Annotated in this window: 18 protein-coding genes and 1 pseudogene; 11 read left to right on the top strand and 8 right to left on the bottom strand. The window is 72.4% G+C overall.

Features of this window, described 5'->3' with window-relative positions; genetic code table 11:
- Positions 1–154: 154 nt before the first annotated feature.
- Positions 155–1,567 (top strand): cytochrome ubiquinol oxidase subunit I, encoded by a 1,413-nt coding sequence (locus ACQPYA_RS15925; protein WP_433533507.1) that lies wholly within the window; start codon positions 155–157, stop codon positions 1,565–1,567.
- A 13-nt stretch (positions 1,568–1,580) separates the two neighbouring features.
- Positions 1,581–2,579: a cytochrome d ubiquinol oxidase subunit II gene (cydB, locus tag ACQPYA_RS15920; protein ID WP_433527870.1), complete on the top strand. Its 999-nt coding sequence runs from the start codon at positions 1,581–1,583 to the stop codon at positions 2,577–2,579.
- A gap of 44 nt (positions 2,580–2,623) precedes the next feature.
- Here cydB and ACQPYA_RS15915 read toward each other — a convergent pair whose 3' ends face one another.
- Positions 2,624–3,058, bottom strand: a complete 435-nt coding sequence (locus ACQPYA_RS15915; protein ID WP_433527869.1) for a hypothetical protein — start codon at positions 3,056–3,058, stop codon at positions 2,624–2,626.
- A gap of 92 nt (positions 3,059–3,150) precedes the next feature.
- On the opposite strand from ACQPYA_RS15915, the gene ACQPYA_RS15910 reads away from it, so the two are divergent.
- Entirely contained in the window at positions 3,151–3,609 is a 459-nt protein-coding gene (locus tag ACQPYA_RS15910; RefSeq protein ID WP_433527868.1) for a MarR family winged helix-turn-helix transcriptional regulator, read from the top strand.
- A 4-nt stretch (positions 3,610–3,613) separates the two neighbouring features.
- Positions 3,614–4,078, top strand: a complete 465-nt coding sequence (locus tag ACQPYA_RS15905; protein ID WP_433527867.1) for an OsmC family protein — start codon at positions 3,614–3,616, stop codon at positions 4,076–4,078.
- Positions 4,079–4,259: 181 nt separating this feature from the next.
- Here the strand turns inward: ACQPYA_RS15905 and ACQPYA_RS15900 are convergent, their stop codons facing one another.
- Together ACQPYA_RS15900 and ACQPYA_RS15895 are read right to left on the bottom strand one after the other, a co-directional pair.
- A complete protein-coding gene (locus ACQPYA_RS15900) occupies positions 4,260–4,982 on the bottom strand; it encodes a hypothetical protein (RefSeq protein ID WP_433527866.1) in 723 nt (240 codons plus the stop codon).
- 73 nt (positions 4,983–5,055) lie between these two features.
- A complete protein-coding gene (locus ACQPYA_RS15895) occupies positions 5,056–5,517 on the bottom strand; it encodes a peroxiredoxin (RefSeq protein ID WP_433527865.1) in 462 nt (153 codons plus the stop codon).
- A gap of 139 nt (positions 5,518–5,656) precedes the next feature.
- Here ACQPYA_RS15895 and ACQPYA_RS15890 point away from each other — a divergent pair, with 139 nt between their 5' ends.
- Together ACQPYA_RS15890 and ACQPYA_RS15885 are read left to right on the top strand one after the other, a co-directional pair.
- Positions 5,657–6,385 (top strand): SDR family oxidoreductase, encoded by a 729-nt coding sequence (locus tag ACQPYA_RS15890; protein ID WP_433527864.1) that lies wholly within the window; start codon positions 5,657–5,659, stop codon positions 6,383–6,385.
- A gap of 421 nt (positions 6,386–6,806) precedes the next feature.
- Entirely contained in the window at positions 6,807–7,808 is a 1,002-nt protein-coding gene (locus tag ACQPYA_RS15885; protein WP_433527863.1) for a tyrosine-type recombinase/integrase, read from the top strand.
- Between the two features lie 60 nt (positions 7,809–7,868).
- Here the strand turns inward: ACQPYA_RS15885 and ACQPYA_RS15880 are convergent, their stop codons facing one another.
- On the bottom strand, positions 7,869–8,450 hold the full coding sequence (locus ACQPYA_RS15880; protein WP_433527862.1) for a TetR/AcrR family transcriptional regulator: 582 nt from the start codon (positions 8,448–8,450) through the stop codon (positions 7,869–7,871).
- A 54-nt stretch (positions 8,451–8,504) separates the two neighbouring features.
- On the opposite strand from ACQPYA_RS15880, the gene ACQPYA_RS15875 reads away from it, so the two are divergent.
- Positions 8,505–9,566 carry an FAD-dependent monooxygenase gene (locus tag ACQPYA_RS15875; protein ID WP_433527861.1) on the top strand — a complete coding sequence of 354 codons (1,062 nt, stop codon included), beginning with the start codon at positions 8,505–8,507 and terminating at the stop codon, positions 9,564–9,566.
- A gap of 47 nt (positions 9,567–9,613) precedes the next feature.
- Here the strand turns inward: ACQPYA_RS15875 and ACQPYA_RS15870 are convergent, their stop codons facing one another.
- Entirely contained in the window at positions 9,614–10,393 is a 780-nt protein-coding gene (locus tag ACQPYA_RS15870; RefSeq protein ID WP_433527860.1) for an endonuclease/exonuclease/phosphatase family protein, read from the bottom strand.
- Between the two features lie 237 nt (positions 10,394–10,630).
- Between ACQPYA_RS15870 and ACQPYA_RS15865 the strand changes: the two genes are divergently transcribed.
- From ACQPYA_RS15865 to ACQPYA_RS15855, 3 genes and pseudogenes are all read left to right on the top strand, one after another.
- Positions 10,631–11,356 (top strand): TSUP family transporter, encoded by a 726-nt coding sequence (locus ACQPYA_RS15865; protein ID WP_433533506.1) that lies wholly within the window; start codon positions 10,631–10,633, stop codon positions 11,354–11,356.
- A 63-nt stretch (positions 11,357–11,419) separates the two neighbouring features.
- Positions 11,420–12,190, top strand: a complete 771-nt coding sequence (locus ACQPYA_RS15860; protein ID WP_433527859.1) for a GNAT family N-acetyltransferase — start codon at positions 11,420–11,422, stop codon at positions 12,188–12,190.
- A 77-nt stretch (positions 12,191–12,267) separates the two neighbouring features.
- Positions 12,268–12,477 (top strand): annotated as a pseudogene (locus ACQPYA_RS15855) (GNAT family N-acetyltransferase); the annotation flags it as partial.
- Here ACQPYA_RS15855 and def read toward each other — a convergent pair.
- Both def and ACQPYA_RS15845 read right to left on the bottom strand, forming a co-directional pair.
- The gene (gene def, locus ACQPYA_RS15850) at positions 12,460–12,966 is read right to left on the bottom strand and encodes a peptide deformylase (RefSeq protein ID WP_433527858.1); all 507 of its coding nucleotides are present in this window, start codon (positions 12,964–12,966) and stop codon (positions 12,460–12,462) included. The pseudogene ACQPYA_RS15855 and the gene def sit on opposite strands and share 18 nt — an antisense overlap.
- A 90-nt stretch (positions 12,967–13,056) precedes the next feature.
- The gene (locus tag ACQPYA_RS15845) at positions 13,057–14,268 is read right to left on the bottom strand and encodes a chorismate-binding protein (RefSeq protein WP_433527857.1); all 1,212 of its coding nucleotides are present in this window, start codon (positions 14,266–14,268) and stop codon (positions 13,057–13,059) included.
- A gap of 96 nt (positions 14,269–14,364) precedes the next feature.
- Here ACQPYA_RS15845 and ACQPYA_RS15840 point away from each other — a divergent pair, with 96 nt between their 5' ends.
- Positions 14,365–14,565, top strand: a complete 201-nt coding sequence (locus tag ACQPYA_RS15840; protein WP_421439884.1) for a DUF5999 family protein — start codon at positions 14,365–14,367, stop codon at positions 14,563–14,565.
- 127 nt (positions 14,566–14,692) lie between these two features.
- Here the strand turns inward: ACQPYA_RS15840 and gcvP are convergent, their stop codons facing one another.
- Positions 14,693–17,515, bottom strand: a complete 2,823-nt coding sequence (gcvP, locus tag ACQPYA_RS15835; RefSeq protein WP_433527856.1) for an aminomethyl-transferring glycine dehydrogenase — start codon at positions 17,513–17,515, stop codon at positions 14,693–14,695.
- Positions 17,516–17,560: the final 45 nt, after the last annotated feature.

The following is a 17,560-nucleotide window of genomic DNA, read 5'->3' as shown; positions in this document are numbered from 1 at the left end:
CGGCGTGACCGGCGGCGGTCAGGGCGGGCCGTACGGCAGAGGTGAGCAGGGTCATTGGTCCCGGCCGGGTTCGGGCCGCCCGCCTCTGCCCACCAACCTACGACGGGCTGTAGTATTTACTACGTCTTGTAGTATGAATAGCTGGGGGTTGCAGGTGGACGCGTTGGACGTCGCCCGCTGGCAGTTCGGTGTCACCACCGTCTACCACTTTCTCTTCGTACCGCTGACCATCGGACTCTCCGTCCTGGTCGCCATCCTGCAAACCCTCTGGCACCGCACCGGCGACGAAAAATACCTCAAACTCACCAAGTTCTACGGCAAACTCTTCCTGATCAACTTCGCCATGGGCGTGGTCACCGGCATCGTGCAGGAGTTCCAGTTCGGCATGAACTGGAGCGACTACTCCCGCTTCGTCGGCGACATCTTCGGCGCACCCCTGGCCATCGAGGCGCTCGTCGCCTTCTTCCTCGAATCCACCTTCATCGGCCTGTGGATCTTCGGCTGGGACCGACTACCCAAACGCCTGCACCTGGCCAGCATCTGGGCCGCCGCGATCGGCACCAACCTGTCGGCCTACTTCATCCTCGCCGCCAACTCGTTCATGCAGAACCCCGTCGGCTACTGGGTCAACCCCGAGACCGGCCGAGCCGAACTGACCGACTTCGTCGCCGTGCTCACCAACAAGGTCGCGCTGATCACCTTCCCACACACCATCGCCGGCGCCTTCCTGGTCGCCGGATCACTGCTGGTGGCCGTCGCCCTGTGGCACCTGATCCGCAACCGCGACAGCGCCGACACCCCCGCCTACCGCTTCGCCGCGAAATTCGGCTCCTGGGTCACCCTCGTCTCCACCGCCGCCGTCGTCATCACCGGCGACATCCAAGGCAAGATCATGACCCAGGTGCAGCCGATGAAGATGGCCGCCGCCGAGGGCCTCTACGACACCGAGAGCCCCGCCTCGTTCTCCGTACTCACCGTCGGCAGCCTCGACGGCAGCCGCGAACTGTTCGCCATCAAGATCCCGCACCTGCTGTCCTACCTCGGCACCGGCGACCCCAACGGCACCGTGCACGGCATCAACGACCTCCAGGCCCTCTACACCGCCCAGTACGGCGCCGGCAGCTACACCCCGATCATCCCGGTCACCTACTGGAGCTTCCGCTTCATGATCGGATTCGGGCTCGCCGCCGCGGCCATCGCCCTGCTGGTGCTCTGGAGCCAACGCAAGGGCCGCACCCCGACCAGCAGATGGCTGCTGCGCGCCGGCCTCGCCATGCCGATCCTGCCGCTACTGGCCAACTCCTTCGGCTGGATCTTCACCGAGATGGGCCGCCAACCCTGGATCGTCTTCGGCGAGATGCTCACCCGCGACGGCGTCTCCCGCAGCGTCTCCCTCGCCGAGGTCCTCACCAGCTTCGCCGCCTTCACCCTCATCTACGCCGTCCTCGCCGTCATCGAGGTGAAACTGCTGATCCGCTACGCCCGGGCCGGCGTGCCCGACGTCACCCCCGCCCCCGAACCCGACGACACCGACGACGCCGAGCGCCCGCTCGCCTTCGCCTACTGACCGGAGCCCCACCGTGGAACTGACCACCATCTGGTTTCTCCTCGTCGCCGTGCTGTTCACCGGCTACTTCATCCTGGAGGGCTTCGACTTCGGCGTCGGCATGCTGCTGCCCGTCCTCGGCCGCGACGACCGCGAACGCCGCGTCATGATCAACACGATCGGGCCGGTCTGGGACGGCAACGAGGTCTGGCTGATCACCGCCGGCGGCGCCATGTTCGCCGCCTTCCCCGAGTGGTACGCCACCCTCTTCTCCGGCTTCTACCTGCCCCTGCTGCTCATCCTGCTCGCCCTGATCGCCCGCGGCGTCGCCTTCGAATACCGCCACAAGCGCCCCGAGGCATCCTGGAAACGCCGCTGGGACCAGGCCATCTTCTTCGGCTCACTCATCCCGGCCATCCTGTGGGGCGTCGCCTTCGCCAACATCCTGCGCGGCGTACCCCTCACCGCCGACCACGAATACGCCGGCGCCCTGCTCAACCTGCTCAACCCGTACGCCCTGCTCGGCGGCGTCACCACCGCGGCCCTCTTCGGCACCCACGGCGCCGTCTTCGTCGCCCTCAAGACCGCCGGCGACATCCGACACCGCGCCGCCGCCCTCGCGGTCCGCCTCGGCGTGGCCACCGCCCTGCTCGCGGTGGCGTTCCTGACCTGGACCCTGACCATCCGCTCCAGCGCCACCGCCGTCGTGCTCGCCGTCGCCGCCGCCCTCGCCCTGCTCGGTGGTCTCGCCGCGGCCAAGGTACGCCGAGAGGGCTGGGCCTTCACCGGCACCGCCCTGGCGATCGGCCTGGCCGTGGCGACCCTCTTCGCCGCCCTGTTCCCCAACGTGCTGCCCTCCACGCTGGACCCGGCCGGCACGCTGACCGCCACCAACGCCGCCTCCACCCCCTACACCCTCAAGATCATGACCTGGGTGGCGGTGCTGTTCACCCCGATCGTCCTCGCCTACCAGGGCTGGACGTACTGGGTGTTCCGCAAGCGCATCGGGGTGGCCAACATCCCGCAGCACTGACCCCGACCCGGCCACGGTCCACGCATCGCGGCCGGGCGGATCGGCTACGCCGCCAACTCCGCCTCGGCCCGCCGCCGCACGACCTCCAGCACCCGTGCCGCCACGGCCAGGTCACCGGCGGGCAGGTCCGCCCAGAGGCGGGCCCCGATCTCACCCGAGACCCCGGCCACCCGGCGCTGAAGCCGCCGCCCGGCCGGGGTCAGCGTGACCGTGCCCGGGTCCTCGGGCAACGGCGCCACCAGTTGCGCCGCCACCAACTCGGTCAGCGTCGCCTGCGCGGCCGGACCGGCCACCTTCAGCGCCTGGACCAGCCCTGCGGCGGCCTCGTCGCGGGGGAGCGGGCCGACGGCGCCGGCCAGGGCGTTGAGCAGCAGCGCCTGGGGGAAGGTGAGCCCGAGCGGAGCCAACGACCGTTCCAGCACGGCCCGGGTGGCGTAGTGGGTCCGGCCGAGGGCCCGGCCGTCGAGGGTGGTGGACATGACGACTCCATCCATTGGTTATGCCAATATTGGTCCAACCAACATAGCACCTGATCGTGGGTGCGGCCAACGATGACCGGTAGAGTCGGGGCATGAAGCCCACCGGCCCGGCCGCACCCAGCCGCCTGCACACCACCCCCAGCTGGCTGCTCACCCAGACCGCCGCCCACGCCGGACGCCTCGTCGCCGCCGTCCTCGACACCCACCAGGCCCGCGGCTACCACTACCGGCTCCTCGCCGCCCTCGACGAGACCGGCCCCACCAGCCAGGCCGACCTCGGCCGGCACAGCGGCATCGACCGCAGCGACATCGTCGCCACCCTCAACGACCTCGCCGGCCGCCACCTCGTCCGCCGCGACCCCGACCCCGACGACCGCCGCCGCAACGTCGTCAGCATCACCCCCACCGGCCGCCGCGAACTCAACCACCTGCAACAGGCCCTCGACACCGCCCAGGACACCCTGCTCGCCCCACTCGACCCCGCCGAACGCCAGGAACTCGTCCGCCTGCTCGACGCCCTCCTCACCCACCACAGCGGACCGAAAGGCTGACCGCATGCCCCGCACCCACCACTACGCCACCACCGTCACCTGGACCGGCAACCTCGGCACCGGCACCAGCGGCTACCGCGACTACCGCCGCGACCACGACCTCACCGCCGACGGCCACCCACCCATCGCCGGCAGCTCCGACCCCACCTTTCGCGGCGACCCCACCCGCTGGAACCCCGAACAACTCCTGCTCGCCGCACTGTCCCAATGCCACATGCTTGCCTACCTGCACCTCTGCGCCGACAACGGCATCGTCGTCACCGACTACGTCGACCAGGCCACCGGCACCATGACCACCGACGGCACCGGCTCCGGCCGCTTCACCGAGGTCGTCCTGCGCCCCCAGGTCACCGTCGCCGACCCCGACACCACCGACACCGCCACCGCCCTGCACGACGACGCCCACCACGTCTGCTTCATCGCCAACTCCGTCAACTTCCCCGTCCGGCACGAACCGACCACCACCTGACCGGCCCCGCGCCGCCGCGACCCGCCACCACCAAACGCCGTGGCCGGGCCCAGGACCCACCCCACGCCGCCACCACCGCCGACGGCAACCGCGACCCCGCACCGCAGCACCGCCGACCCACGACGACAACGGCCGGCCCCGGGCAATCGCCCAGGACCGGCCGACCACACCACCGCGCCGATCAACCCGCCTCGCGCAACTCCGCCAACCGGGCCTCGATCTCCGCCAACTCCGCCCGCAACTTCTCCGCCTGCTGCTCGGCCTCCGACCGCTCCGCCGCCAGGATCTGCTCCACCGCCTCCTGCACCCCCGGCACGTCCACCAACGCCACCATCCGCAGCGCCTCCGCCGGCTTGAGCACGTACGGCTTCGCCAACACCTTCCCGCCCTGCTGCGCCGCCACCGTCCACTCGCCCTCGGCGTACGCCAACGTCACCGTCAACCCCGCCGGACTCTTCGGCTTCGCCGCCTTCACCACCCGCCGCGCCGGCTTCGCCTCCACCACCGCCTCCTCCCTGGACTCCGGCCGCTCCCGCGGCTCCTCCCGCCGCGGCTGCGGCACCCGGTCCAACACGAACTCCGGCTCCACCGGCCCAGGAGCCGCCACCGGCTCGGCCTCCACCTCCGCCTCCACCTCCGCCTTCGGCTCCGCCGCCCGGCGTCCCACACCCCGCGGCGCCACCGCCAGATCGGCAGGGGAGAAGGGCAACTCGTCGCGCCCGAACCGCACCACCACGAACTCGTCGGACCCCGCCGGATCGGTCAACTCGACCACCTGACCCAACTGCCCGGCCATCTGCCCGGCCGCAGCCGTGAAGACCACCTTCGGCTTACGGCCCGCAGCCAACGCCTCCCGGATACCGCGCACCTCGTCATCGGACAAACCCTGGCCAGCGGCACCCATCGCACAACCCCATTCCCTCGTACACGTGTTCAGCCGCCTGCCTTGATACCAGCCGACGCCGAGACCCCGAAGATCAGCCCCCCAACGCCCGCAACGCCCGATCCGCGTGCTCGTCCATCCCCAGCTCGCTGTGCACCACCTCGACGATCCGCCGATCCGTCCCGATCACGAACGTCATCCGCCGGGTACTCAACGCCCCCAACGGCAACCGCCGCCGCACACCGAACCGCTGCGCCACCACACCATCCGGATCCGACAACAACGGATAGTCGAACCCGTGCAGCCGCGAGAACTCCGCCTGCCGCTGCACCGAATCCCGACTGATCCCCACCCGCTGCGCCCCCACCGCCGCGAACTCCGCCGCCAGATCCCGGAAATGGCAGCTCTGCGCCGTGCACCCCCGCGACATCGCCGCCGGATAGAAGAACAACACCACCGGCCCCACCGACAGGAACTCCGACAGCCGCCGAGACCGACCCGTCTCGTCCGGCAACTCGAAATCCTCGACCAGATCCCCGACACCCAGACCCGCCACGCCCACTCCTCACTCGACACCGTCGCCGGCGAGCCTAGGCAATCACCACCGGCCGTGCGCTCGACCACAACCCGCTACCCGCCGCCGCGACCGCCACGGTAACGTCGCCGACACCGGCCCGGGGCAGGGGAGAAGCACAATGACGCCCGTCACCGTCATCACCGGCGGCAGCCGCGGCATCGGCGCCGCCACCGCCCGCCGCCTCGCCCGCGGCGGCCACCACATCGCCCTCGGCTACCGGCGCGACCACGCCGCCGCCGGCACCGTCGCCGCCGAGCTGCGCGCCACCGGCGTACGCGCCATCGCCGTACCCGCCGACACCCGCGACCCCGACCAGGTCACCGCCCTCTTCGACGCCGCCGCCGAACTCGGCCCGATCACCGGCCTGGTCAACAACGCCGGCATCACCAGCCCGATCGGCCCCTTCGCCGACCTCGACCCCGACGACCTGCGCCGCGTCGTCGACGTCAACCTCATCGGCTACGTCCTCTGCGCCCAACAGGCCGCCCGCCGGATGGTCGACAATGCCGCCATCGTCAACGTCTCCTCCGTCGCCGCCACCCTCGGCAGCCCAGGGGAGTACGTGCACTACGCCGCCGTCAAGGCCGCCACCGACGCCCTCACCATCGGCCTGGCCAAGGAACTCGCCCCGCACGGCATCCGTGTCAACGCCGTCGCCCCCGGCATCATCCGCACCGACATCCACGCCCTCTCCGGCCAGCCGGACCGCCCCGACCGCGCCGCCAGCCGCATCCCACTCGGCCGCCCCGGCGAACCCGACGAGGTGGCCGCCGCCATCAGCTGGCTACTCGGCCCCGACGCCTCCTACACCACCGGCGCCATCCTCCGCGTCGGCGGTGGCCTCTGACCGACGCCCACCGGTACGCCCGCCCTACGCCCCGATCCGCGCTCGCCCGCCACATTCGATAATTAACATTATGTCAAGTCGTGATCCGGAAGTACTCCCTCCGGCCGACCGGCACCAGCCGCTCCCACCGCCGCCGACTTGCCGCATCGGCGAGCCAGGGCCGCGCCGACGCGTTGCGCGGCGGGCCGCCGCGTCGGCCGGCACTTCGCAACGGCCGACGCCTCGTCGTGGACGCGCGCGAACCGCGACGTGTTGGCCATGTCGGTCCGCCGCCCGGTGACGACGTCGAAGTTCCCCGACTGTGGGTACGTTTCTTGCTGCTCTGACCGCAAGAAACGTACCCACAGCGCTCGTTGCCGGGGGTCGGCCCGCCACTCCCCTCCGTTGCCCGGCAACACGAAAAACCTGCATAATATGCCTTATGCATGATAAATCGGGTGAAACGGTTGTCGGGCTGATCGAGGAGTTTCTGACCGCGCGGGCCACTCGTAAGCCCTCCCCGCACACCCAGGCCGCGTACCGGCGGGATCTGACCGCCGTCGCCGCGCTCGCCGCGGGGCTGGCCACCCCTCCCCTCCCCCTTGATCACCTTCGGGTCGGCTCGCTCTCCCCCAGCCTGATGCGGGCGGCGTTCGCCGGGTTCGCCACCGACCGGGCCGCCGCCTCCGTGGGGCGCGCCTGGTCCACCTGGAACGGCTTCTTCGCCTTCCTGGTGGTCGAGCAGGTGGTGCCCGGCAATCCGATGCCGGCGGTGGGGCGGCCCCGGTCTCCGCTCCCCCAGCCCAAGCCGTTGCGCGGCGAGGACACCCCCGAGCGGCTGCTCGCCTCGGCCGCGCGGGCCGAGGGGCGGCAGCGTGACCCGTGGCCGGAGCGGGACGTGGCGGTGCTGGCCCTGGCGCTCTGCGCGGGGCTGCGCCTGTCGGAGTTGCTGGCGCTGCGGGTCGGTTCGCTGGCCGGTCGGCCCGGTGAGCGGCGGCTGGAGGTGGCCGGCAAGGGTGGGCGGCCGCGGATGGTGCCGGTGGAGCCGGACCTGGACGCGGTGTTGGCGCAGCATCTGGACAGTCGGGTGCGCCGGTTCGGTGCGCGTACGGTGCGGCCGGATTCGCCGTTGCTGGTGGACCGGCGGGGCGAGCCGCTGCGTCGGGGTGGCTTGCAGTATCTGGTGGAGTCCTGTTACCGGCGAGCCGGGATCGGTGACCGGGTGCCGCGTGGGGCGCGGTTGCACGCGTTGCGGCACACGTTCGCGACCCGGTTGGCCGAGGACGGTGCGGGTGCGGCGGAGATCATGCGGCTGCTGGGGCACGCGTCGTTGGCGTCGTCGCAGACGTACATCGAGGTGACCGCGGGGCAGCAGCGGGATGCGGTGCGGTCCAACCGGACGAACCGCGCGTTGATCGGGTTGGCCGGCGGCCAGACCGGTTAGGCCCTGTGTCGAAGTCCCGGTCGGGCGGCGGAGTCCGGCCGCCGGGTGCCGTGCACGACCTCACCGAGGGGTGGCCGACCGCCCGTCGGGGGTGAGGATCGCGGGCAGCACGGTGGCGATCGCGGTGCCGGGGTCGAAGTCCGGGTCGGGGTTGGCGAGTTGGTTGTTGAGCAGGCCGTCGACGAGGGCGAGGAGCAGTCGCAGGGCGGTGGCCGGGCGCTGGGCGCCGAGGGCGGCGAGCAGGGGTGTGGCCCAGGCGGCGAGGTCGTGTTGACGGTGGGCGATCTGCTGTTGCAGGGCGGGTTGGTGGGCGGCCTCGGCGAAGATGGCGAGCCGGGCGAGGGTGAGGGTGCGGCCGGTGGTGGTGAGTTCGTGGACGAGGGTGCCGAGGGCGGTGGCGAAGGTGTCGGGGTCGACGTGGTCGAGGTTGCCGGCGAGGCGGTTCCAGCCGGTGGTCTCACGGTCGAGCAGGCGGGTGAGGACGCCGGCGAGGAGGGCTTCCCGGGTGCGGTAGCGGTTGGAGGTGGAGCCGGTGGGCAGGCCGGCCTGGTCGTCGACGGCGCGGTGGGTGAGGTGGCGGGTGCCGCGGGTCCCGAGGACGGTGATGGCGGCGTCGAGGAGCTGTTGTTGGCGGGCGTCCACGGGCTGACACTACAGCAGTAGTGTTGGCAACTACATGTGTAGTACGGTTGGCTGATGCGAGGATCAGCGGCCGTCATCGGGGGCGGCGTCGGTGGGCTGGCCGTGGCGAACGGGCTGCTGCGGGCCGGGTGGACGGTGACCGTCTTCGAGCGGTCCGGTGGGCTACCCGGAACCGGCACCGGGCTGGGGATCTGGCCGTCGGCGTTGCGGGCGCTGGACCGCCTGGGGGTGGGGCCGGTCGCGCGCGAGCGGGGGCGGGCGCAACCGGACGGGGCGATGCGCCGGCCGGACGGTTCGGTGATCGCCACGTTGGACGCGGAGCGGATCCGGCGGCAGCACGGCGAGGGGGTGCGGCTGCTGTCGCGTCCGGTGTTGCTGGGGTTGCTGGCGGAGGCGCTGCCGGCGGGCACGGTGCGGTTCGGCGCCGCGGTGGACGATCCGGCGGCGTTGGCCGACGGGTACGACGTGGTGGTCGGTGCGGACGGCATCCGCAGCGCGACCCGGGCCGCGATGTTCAGGGACCGGTATCCGTTGCGGTACGCGGGGGTGACGGCGTGGCGGGGCACGGTGCCGTTGGATGTGCCGGCGGCCGGTGAGACCTGGGGGCGGGGCCGCAAGTTCGGGGTGACACCGCAGGCGCCGGGGGTGACGAACTGGTACGCGGCGGTGGCCGCGCCGCAGGGGTTCCGGCCGCCGGAGGGTGACCTGGCGGCGCTACGGCGGTGGTTCGGTGACTGGCACGATCCGCTGCCGGCGGTGTTGGCGCGGATCGATCCGGCGGGGCTGCTGCATCACGATGTGCATTTCCTGTCGCCGTTGCCGACGTACGTGCGGGGGCGCTGGGTGTTGCTGGGTGACGCGGCGCACGCGATGACGCCGGACCTGGGTCAGGGCGCCTGCCAGGCGTTGATCGACGCGGCGGCGTTGTCGGACGCGTTGGCGGCGGCGCCGGATGTGCCGTCGGCGTTGGCCCGCTACGACGGTGTGCGGCGTGGGCCGACGCAGCGGATGGCGGCGATAGCGGCGCGTGCGGGTCGGCTGGCGCAGGTGCGCCGGTTCGTCGGGGTGCGGGACGCGGCGCTGCGGCTGGCGTTGGCGTTCGGTCCCCCGGGCTGAACGGTGCTGGCGAGCGGCCGGCCGCAGTCCCGATCCGGCAGGTGGAGCTAGCCGAGGTCGACCAGCAGGGGGCGGTGGTCGGAGATGGCCGACAGCGGGGTGCGTACGGCGGTGACCGGTGGGAGTTGGTGGAAGCCCTGCCGGTCGGCGATGACGTGGTCGAGTTGGACGCGGGGTTGCCCGGCGGGATAGGTGGGGCGGCGGCCCAGCAGTCGCCAGCCGGAGACCAGGCGGGTGGCCCAGGCGGGCAGGTTGAGGTCGCCGAGCAGGATCCGCGGGGCGGGCAGTGACCGCATGATGCGGACGACCTGGCGTAGTTGGCGGGCGTTCCATCCGGGCACGAAGGAAAGGTGGGTGGCGGCGACGGTGAGCGGCCCGTGTGGGGTGTCCAGCACGGCGGCGAGCACGACGCGGGGTTCGTCGCGGAGCAGGATCAGGCCGCCGCCGGGGCCGGGCACGTAAACCGGGGAGCGTACCGGTGCGGGTCGTAGCCGGGTGACCCGCCAGGTGGTGACCGGGTGGCGGGAGACCAGGCCGATGCCGTAGCAGGGTTCGCCGTGGCCGTCGTCGTCGTGGGTCAGCGGGCGGAACGCCTCGCCGGGGGTGCCGACCACGGCGGCGGCGAAACGGTGTTCGGTGGCTCCGAGCGCCTGGGCGGCGATGGCGGTGAGGTCCAGGTGGCCGCTGCGGGACTGGTCGCGGTCGACCTCCTGGAGGGCGAGGACGTCGGCGTCGAGGGCGGTCACGGCGGCGGTGAGCCGGGTCGGGTCGACCAGGCCGTCGGTCAGGGACCGGCCGTGCAACAGGTTGAACGTGGCCAGACGCACGGTGTCACCTTATCGACGCCGTGGCACAGTTGCCCGATGGTACGGGCGTTGTTCTGTTCGATGCTGGTGTTCCTGGCGGTGGGTGTGGCGGGGATGTGGCTGGCTCGTCAGCGCCGCCGGTGAGGCTGGCCACAGGCGGCGGCGCAGGGTGTGCCCGGGTGGGAAGAATTGCGGCCCGTGGACGTGGACCCGGTGACCTTCGCGACTCTGCTGACCGCTGCGGCGCTGGCCGGCTGGGTGGATGCCGTGGTGGGTGGTGGCGGGTTGTTGCTGTTGCCGGCGTTGCTGGTGGCGGTGCCGGGGATGCCGCCGGCCACGGCGTTGGGCACGAACAAGTTGGCGGCGATCGCGGGTACGTCCACGGCGGCGGTGACGTTCGCCCGCCGTACGAAGATCGACTGGGCGGTGGCGGGGCCGGCGGCGGCGATGGCGGTGGTCTGTGCCGGCCTGGGGGCGGCGCTGGCCGGTGCGGTGCCGCCGTCGGCGTACCGGCCGGTGGTGCTGGTGGTGTTGCTGTCGGTGGCGTTGTTCGTGGTGTTGCGGCCCCGGTTGGGGGTGGTGGCGGTGCCGCGGCGGCGGACCCGGACCCGGACCCGGATGGTGGTGGCGGTGCTGGTCGCCGGGGTGGGTATCGCCACCTATGACGGGTTGATCGGGCCGGGTACCGGCACGTTCCTGGTGGTGGCGTTCAGCGCGCTGGTGGGTGCGGATTTCGTGCACGGGTCGGCGATGGCGAAGGTGGTCAACGCGGGCACCAACGCCGGCGCGTTGGCGGTGTTCGCGGTGACCGGGCACGTGTGGTGGCTGCTCGGCGCGGCGATGGCGGTGTGCAATATCGCCGGCGCGATGGTGGGGGCGCGGATGGCGCTGCGTCGGGGCTCGGGGTTCGTGCGGGTGGTGCTGCTGGTGGTGGTCCTCGCCCTGGTGGCGAAGCTGGGCTACGACCAGTGGTTGGCCGGGTGAGCGGACGGCGTCGCCCCGTCGGCCGGGTGAGCGGAGCGGAACCGGGCGTGTGATCATCGGCGGATGCCGGTGTGCGCGGAACACGACCGGGCCGTCCTGGCGGAGCTGCTGGCTCGGGATCCGATGCTGTGCGCCTACCAGTTGGGTGACCTGGACGACTTCTTCTGGCCGTACACGTCGTGGTTTCGGCGTGGGGACGCGGTGGCGTTGCTGTACCACGGTGTACGGCCGCCGGTCCTGTTGGCGTTGGCCCGTCCGGCCGGTGTCGGTGAGTTGGCCGCGTTGCTGGGTGAGCTGTCGCCGGTGCTGCCGGCCCGGTTGGAGGCGCACCTGTCCCCCGGTCTGGCGGCGGTGCTGGGCGGGTCGTTCCGGGTGGTGTCGACCGGGTTGCACCACAAGATGGCGTTGACCGATCCGGGGCGGCTGGCGGCGGTGCCGCCGGCCGGGGTGACGCTGGGCCGGGCGGACCTGCCGCAGCTGCACGAGCTGTACGCGGCGGCGTATCCGGGCAACAGTTTCGACGCGCGGATGGTGGACACCGGCCGGTACGTGGGCGTCCGCAACGGCGACGCGCTGGTGGCGGTGGCCGGGGTGCACGTGTTCTCCCGGGCCTACCGGGTGGCGGCGTTGGGTAACGTGACGACCCGGCCGGCGTGGCGGGGTCGGGGGCTGGCAGCGGCGGCGGTGGCCCGGCTCTGCGGCCTGCTGCGCGCCGACGTCGACCATGTGACGTTGAACGTGAAGGCGGACAACGTCACCGCGGTGCGGCTGTACGAGCGGTTGGGGTTCACCCGGATCGCCGACTACAGCGAGTTCACCCTGACCGCGCGGTGACGGGCCGGGCGCGGTGGGACGCCGGCCGGTGGGTGACAATGCGGCCATGGCCCAGGCGACGCTGCGTACCTCTCGGACACGGTTTCGCCGAGTTGGGGTTGCGGCGGGTCTTCGCCGAGACGATGGCGGTCAACGTCGCCTCCCGGGCGACGATGGCCGCGGTGGGGATGCGGTACGTGCGGACCTTCCACCAGTCGTGGCCGGATCCGCTGCCCGGCGCGGAGTTGGGTGAGGTGGAGTACGAGATCACCCGTGAGCGGTGGGCGGTGTCAGGCGCGGCGGGGTGAGTCGAAGCGGCCGGCGCGGATCTCCCGTAGGGCGCGGCGGCGGATCTCGCCGCGCAGGGTGTCGACGTAGAGGCGTCCGGCGAGGTGGTCGGTCTCGTGTTGCAGGGCGCGGGCGAGGAAGCCGCTGCCGGCGATGGTGAGCGGTTCGCCGTGCTGGTCGAAGCCGTGGACGGTGGCGTGCAGGGCGCGGCGGGTCGGGAAGTACAGCCCGGGGATGGACAGGCAGCCCTCGTCGTCGTCCTGGAGTTCCTCGGAGACCTCCAGGACGGGGTTGACCATGTGGCCGCGGTGGCCGTCGGCGTCGTAGACGAAGACCTGGGCGTTGACGCCGATCTGTGGGGCGGCGACGCCGGCGCGGCCGGGTGCGCCGAGCAGGGTGTCCATCAGGTCGGTGACCAGGTCGCGCAGCTGGGTGTCGAAGCTGGTGACCGGCGTGCAGGGGGTGCGCAGCACCGGGTCGCCGATGATTCGGATGTCCCGCATCGTCATGCCGGCAAGGCTATCGGGCGTGGGTGCCGGTGGCGTGGCTGGCTGGCGGGTCGCGGGTGGGCGCTGGCGGTGCGGGGTTGGTGGGCGTGGTCAGGCGAGTGTGGCGCGTACCGGGGCGGTTTTGGCGGCGGCCTCGGCGACCTCGGCGTCGGGGTCGCTGTCCCAGGTGATGCCGCCGCCGGCCCAGACGTGTACGGCCTCGCGGTCGACGGCGGCGGTGCGGATGGTCAGCCCGAGGTCGATTCCGCCGGCGTCGACCCAGCCGAGGCCGCCCATGCTGGCGCCGCGGCCGACGGGTTCCAGGGCGGCGATGTGGTCGAGGGCGGCGAGTTTCGGCGCTCCGGTGACGGAGCCGCCGGGGCAGACGGCCCGTAGCAGGTCGGCCAGGCCGAGGCCGTCGGCGGCGTGGGCGCGGATCGTGGATTCGGCTTGCCACAGGTCGCACCAGCGGCGTACGGCGAACAGGTCGTCGACGTGGACGCTGCCGGTGCGGGCGATGCGGGCCAGGTCGTTGCGTTCCAGGTCGACGATCATGATGTGTTCGGCGCGTTCCTTGGCCGAGGCGAGCAGGTCGGCGCGGCCGGCGGCGGTGGCGGGGCGGGTGCCCTTGATGGGGCGGGTGGTGAGGGTGCCGCCGCGGAGTTCGATGAGGGTTTCGGGGCTGGCGCAGCCGATGGCCCAGCCGGGGCCGGTGAGGACGCCGCCGTAGCGGGCGCCGGGCAGCCGGCCGAGGCGGGCCAGGGCGGGCAGTGGGTCGCCGGTGTACGGGGCGGCGGCGTGGCCGACGAGGTTGACCTGGTAGACGTCGCCGTGGCCGATGGCCTGGCGTACGGCGTCCACGGCGGTGGCGTGTTGGCGCGGGGTCCAGCTTTCGGTCCACGGGCCGCGCCACCAGCCGGTCGGCGGGCCCGGGTGGGCCGGGGGCGTGTCGGTGTGGCCGTAGACGACGACGGCGACCTCGGGCAGGTCGGCCGGGTTGGCGGCGCCGGCCGGGCCGCCGGCGAGCAGGGCGCCGGCGGCGGCGGAGAGGTAGAGGGCGGCGCCGCAGACCGTGTCGTGGTGGTGGCGGGGTGCCGGGCGGGCGAGGTCGTGCAGGGGCAGTCCGTGGGCGGCGAGGAATTCTTCGGTACGGGCGGCGGGGTCGCCGCCGTCGGCCGGGCGCCATTCCCATCGGGCGCGTTCGACGAGCCGGCCCCGGCATGGGGTGGGTGCGGCGGGTGGATCGACCACCATCCGTGGGAGCGCTTCCACGACGTCTGGGCGATTCATGCTCATCCGTTCAGCGGATTTCCCACGCACCACGCGGACATCGGCTCGATGCCGCGCGCTTTCGCTTGGTACTGTGCGTCACTGGTCATGTGAACCATGACACAGTGCCCCCACAGTCCGGAGAACCCGATGTGCCAGCACCAACCCACCTGCCCCTCCGCCGACGCCACCGACCGGGAAGCCGCCCGGGTCCTCGCCTGCTTTCCTGAGCAGGGTTGGAGCCTGCTCTGCAACGGCGTCATCGTTTTCGAGGACACCGGCGAGCTGCTGCCCGACGGCAGCAGCATCGCTCCGCACCGCGGCCCCGCCCGACACGCGCTCGCCGCCTGAGACGATCACGATCCGTCACCACATTCTTCCGCGTCGACCAAGGCTAGTCCCCCGGTCCGCCGACCAGAACGACCAGGTCGACGCGGAGCCGGGGCGGCGCTGACCGCCCCGGCTCGGCGGCGAGAGCTCAACCCTCGTACGCCTGCGGCGCCGGACACGAACACACCAGGTTCCGGTCACCGTACCCGCCGTCGACCCGACGCACCGGCGGCCAGTACTTTCCCCACCGGTCCACCCCGGCCGGATGGCCACCCACCGACCGCGGATACGGGTGCGGCCACTCGTCACCGGCCACCATCGCCGCCGTGTGCGGCGCGTTGGCGAGGGGATTGTCCCCGGCCGGCCACTCCCCCGAGCCGACCTTGTCGATCTCCGCCCGGATGGCGATCATCGCGTCGCAGAACCGGTCCAGCTCGGCCAGGTCCTCACTCTCGGTCGGCTCCACCATCAACGTCCCCGCCACCGGGAACGACATCGTCGGCGCGTGGAACCCGTAGTCGATCAGCCGCTTGGCCACGTCGTCCACGCCCACCCCGGTCGCCTTCGTCAACGGCCGCAGATCCAGGATGCACTCGTGGGCCACCAGGCCCTTGTTGCCCGCGTACAGCACCGGGAAATGCCCGCGCAGCCGCGCCGCCACGTAGTTGGCCGCCAGCACCGCCACCCCGGTCGCCCGGGCCAGCCCGTCGGCGCCCATCATCCGCAGGTACGCCCACGGAATCGGCAGGATCCCCGCCGACCCGTACCGGGCCGCCGAGATCACCGGCCGGCCCTCGACCGGCGCGCCGCCCGGATCCCCGGGCAGGAACGGCGCCAGGTGGGCGCGCACCGCCACCGGCCCCACCCCCGGCCCACCACCGCCGTGCGGGATGCAGAACGTCTTGTGCAGGTTCAGGTGCGACACGTCCGCGCCGAAGCGGCCCGGCTTGGCGAACCCGACCAGCGCGTTGAGGTTCGCCCCGTCCACGTACACCTGGCCGCCGGCGTCATGCACCCGGGCGCAGAGCTGGGCGATGCCCGTCTCGTACACCCCGTGCGTCGACGGGTACGTCACCATGATCGCCGCCAGCGCGCCCCGATGCTTGTCGATCTTCGTGTCGAGGTCGACCAGGTCCACGTTGCCGTCGGCGTCGCAGCCGACCACCACCACCCGCATCCCGGCCATCACCGCGCTCGCGGCGTTGGTGCCGTGCGCCGACGACGGGATCAGACACACGTCCCGGTCTCCCTCACCGCGGCTGCGGTGGTACGCGCGGATCGCCAGCAGCCCCGCCAACTCCCCCTGCGAACCGGCGTTGGGCTGCACGCTGACCGCGTCGTAGCCGGTCACCTCCGCCAGCCACCCCTCCAACTGGGCGATCATCTCCCGGTAGCCGGCGGTCTGCCCGGCCGGGGCGAGCGGGTGCAGGTGGGCGAACTCCGCCCAACTCACCGGCTCCATCTCGGTGCTGGCGTTGAGCTTCATGGTGCACGAGCCGAGCGGGATCATGCCCCGGTCCAGGGCGTAGTCGGCGTCGGCCAGCCGCCGCAGGTACCGCAGCATCGCCGTCTCCGACCGGTGGCTACGGAACACCGGGTGGGTGAGGAAGTCCGAGGTACGGGCCAACCCGGCCGGCACCACGGCAGCCACGTCACCGGTCACCCCGTCGACACCGAACGCCGCCCACACCGCCGCCAGATGCGCGGCGGTGGTGGTCTCGTCGCAGGAGATCCCCACCCGGTCGGCGTCGACACACCGCAGGTTCACCCCCGCCCGCGCCGCCGCGGCCACCACCTCGGCCGCCCGGCCGGGCACGACCGCCGTCACCGTGTCGAAGAACGTCCCCTCGGCGACGGCCACCCCACCGGCGCGCAGCCCCGCGGCCAGCCGCGCCGCCATCCGATGGGTACGCCGGGCGATCGCCCGCAGCCCGTCCGGGCCGTGGTAGACCGCGTACATGCCGGCCATCACCGCGAGCAGCACCTGCGCGGTGCAGATGTTGCTGGTCGCCTTCTCCCGCCGGATGTGCTGCTCCCGGGTCTGCAACGCCAGCCGGTACGCCGGATCACCGGCGCTGTCGCGGGACACCCCGACCAGCCGCCCCGGCAGCATCCGCTCCAGCCCGGCCCGCACCGCCAGATAGCCGGCGTGCGGCCCACCGAAACCCATCGGCACCCCGAAGCGCTGCGTGGTGCCGGCGGCGATGTCCACGCCGATCTCCCCCGGGGCACGCAGCAACGTCAACGCCAGCAGGTCCGCCGCCACCGTCACCAGCGCCCCGGCGGCGTGCGCGGCCTCGACCAGCGGGGCGTGGTCCCGCACCGCCCCCGACGCGCCCGGATACTGCAGGTGCAAGCCGAAGAACTCCGCCGGCAACGGCGCGACGTCCACGTCCAGCACCCGCACCTCGATGCCGAGCGGCTCGGCCCGACCGGTGATCACCGCGATGGTCTGCGGCAGGGTGTCCGCGTCGACCACGTACACCGGGCTCCTGCTCTTCGACGCCCGCCGCGCCAGCGTCATCGCCTCCGCCGCCGCCGTGCCCTCGTCGAGCATCGACGCGTTCGCGGTGGCCAGGCCGGTCAGGTCGGACACCATGGTCTGGAAGTTCAGCAGCGCCTCCAACCGACCCTGGCTGATCTCCGGCTGGTACGGCGTATACGCGGTGTACCAGGCCGGGTTTTCCAGCACGTTGCGGCGGATCACCGCCGGGGTGTGCGTGCCGTGATAACCCAACCCGATCATCGACACGGCGACCGTGTTACGCGCCGCGAGGGCCCGCAGCTCCGCCAGGGCGTCCTGCTCGCTGGCCGGCTCCGGCAGGTCCAGGCGGCCGTGCCAGCGGATCACCTCGGGGATCGCCGCATCCATCAGCTCGTCGATCGAGGCGTACCCGACGGCCTCCAACATCCGGCGTTCGTCGTCCGGTCCAGGACCGATATGACGGTCGGCGAACTGCTCTGCGATCATGGGCGGCGCTCCTGCGGGGGCGGGGTCGACAGGTCGGCCCTCCCC

Origin of the sequence: Micromonospora sp. CA-263727 (genome assembly GCF_050942455.1) — a bacterium.
Classification (GTDB): Bacteria; Actinomycetota; Actinomycetes; order Mycobacteriales; family Micromonosporaceae; genus Micromonospora.
Note: the sequence above shows the minus strand (reverse complement) of the source record. Positions and strands in the feature narration are given on the sequence as shown.

Coding starts and splice junctions, on each gene's coding strand:
- ACQPYA_RS15915 (WP_433527869.1), bottom strand. CDS start 3,058: ATGTCCACCACCCTCGACGGCCGGGCCCTCGGCCGGACCCACTACGCC.
- ACQPYA_RS15910 (WP_433527868.1), top strand. CDS start 3,151: ATGAAGCCCACCGGCCCGGCCGCACCCAGCCGCCTGCACACCACCCCC.
- ACQPYA_RS15905 (WP_433527867.1), top strand. CDS start 3,614: ATGCCCCGCACCCACCACTACGCCACCACCGTCACCTGGACCGGCAAC.
- ACQPYA_RS15900 (WP_433527866.1), bottom strand. CDS start 4,982: ATGGGTGCCGCTGGCCAGGGTTTGTCCGATGACGAGGTGCGCGGTATC.
- ACQPYA_RS15890 (WP_433527864.1), top strand. CDS start 5,657: ATGACGCCCGTCACCGTCATCACCGGCGGCAGCCGCGGCATCGGCGCC.
- ACQPYA_RS15885 (WP_433527863.1), top strand. CDS start 6,807: ATGCATGATAAATCGGGTGAAACGGTTGTCGGGCTGATCGAGGAGTTT.
- ACQPYA_RS15875 (WP_433527861.1), top strand. CDS start 8,505: ATGCGAGGATCAGCGGCCGTCATCGGGGGCGGCGTCGGTGGGCTGGCC.
- ACQPYA_RS15860 (WP_433527859.1), top strand. CDS start 11,420: ATGCCGGTGTGCGCGGAACACGACCGGGCCGTCCTGGCGGAGCTGCTG.
- def (WP_433527858.1), bottom strand. CDS start 12,966: ATGACGATGCGGGACATCCGAATCATCGGCGACCCGGTGCTGCGCACC.
- ACQPYA_RS15840 (WP_421439884.1), top strand. CDS start 14,365: ATGTGCCAGCACCAACCCACCTGCCCCTCCGCCGACGCCACCGACCGG.
- gcvP (WP_433527856.1), bottom strand. CDS start 17,515: ATGATCGCAGAGCAGTTCGCCGACCGTCATATCGGTCCTGGACCGGAC.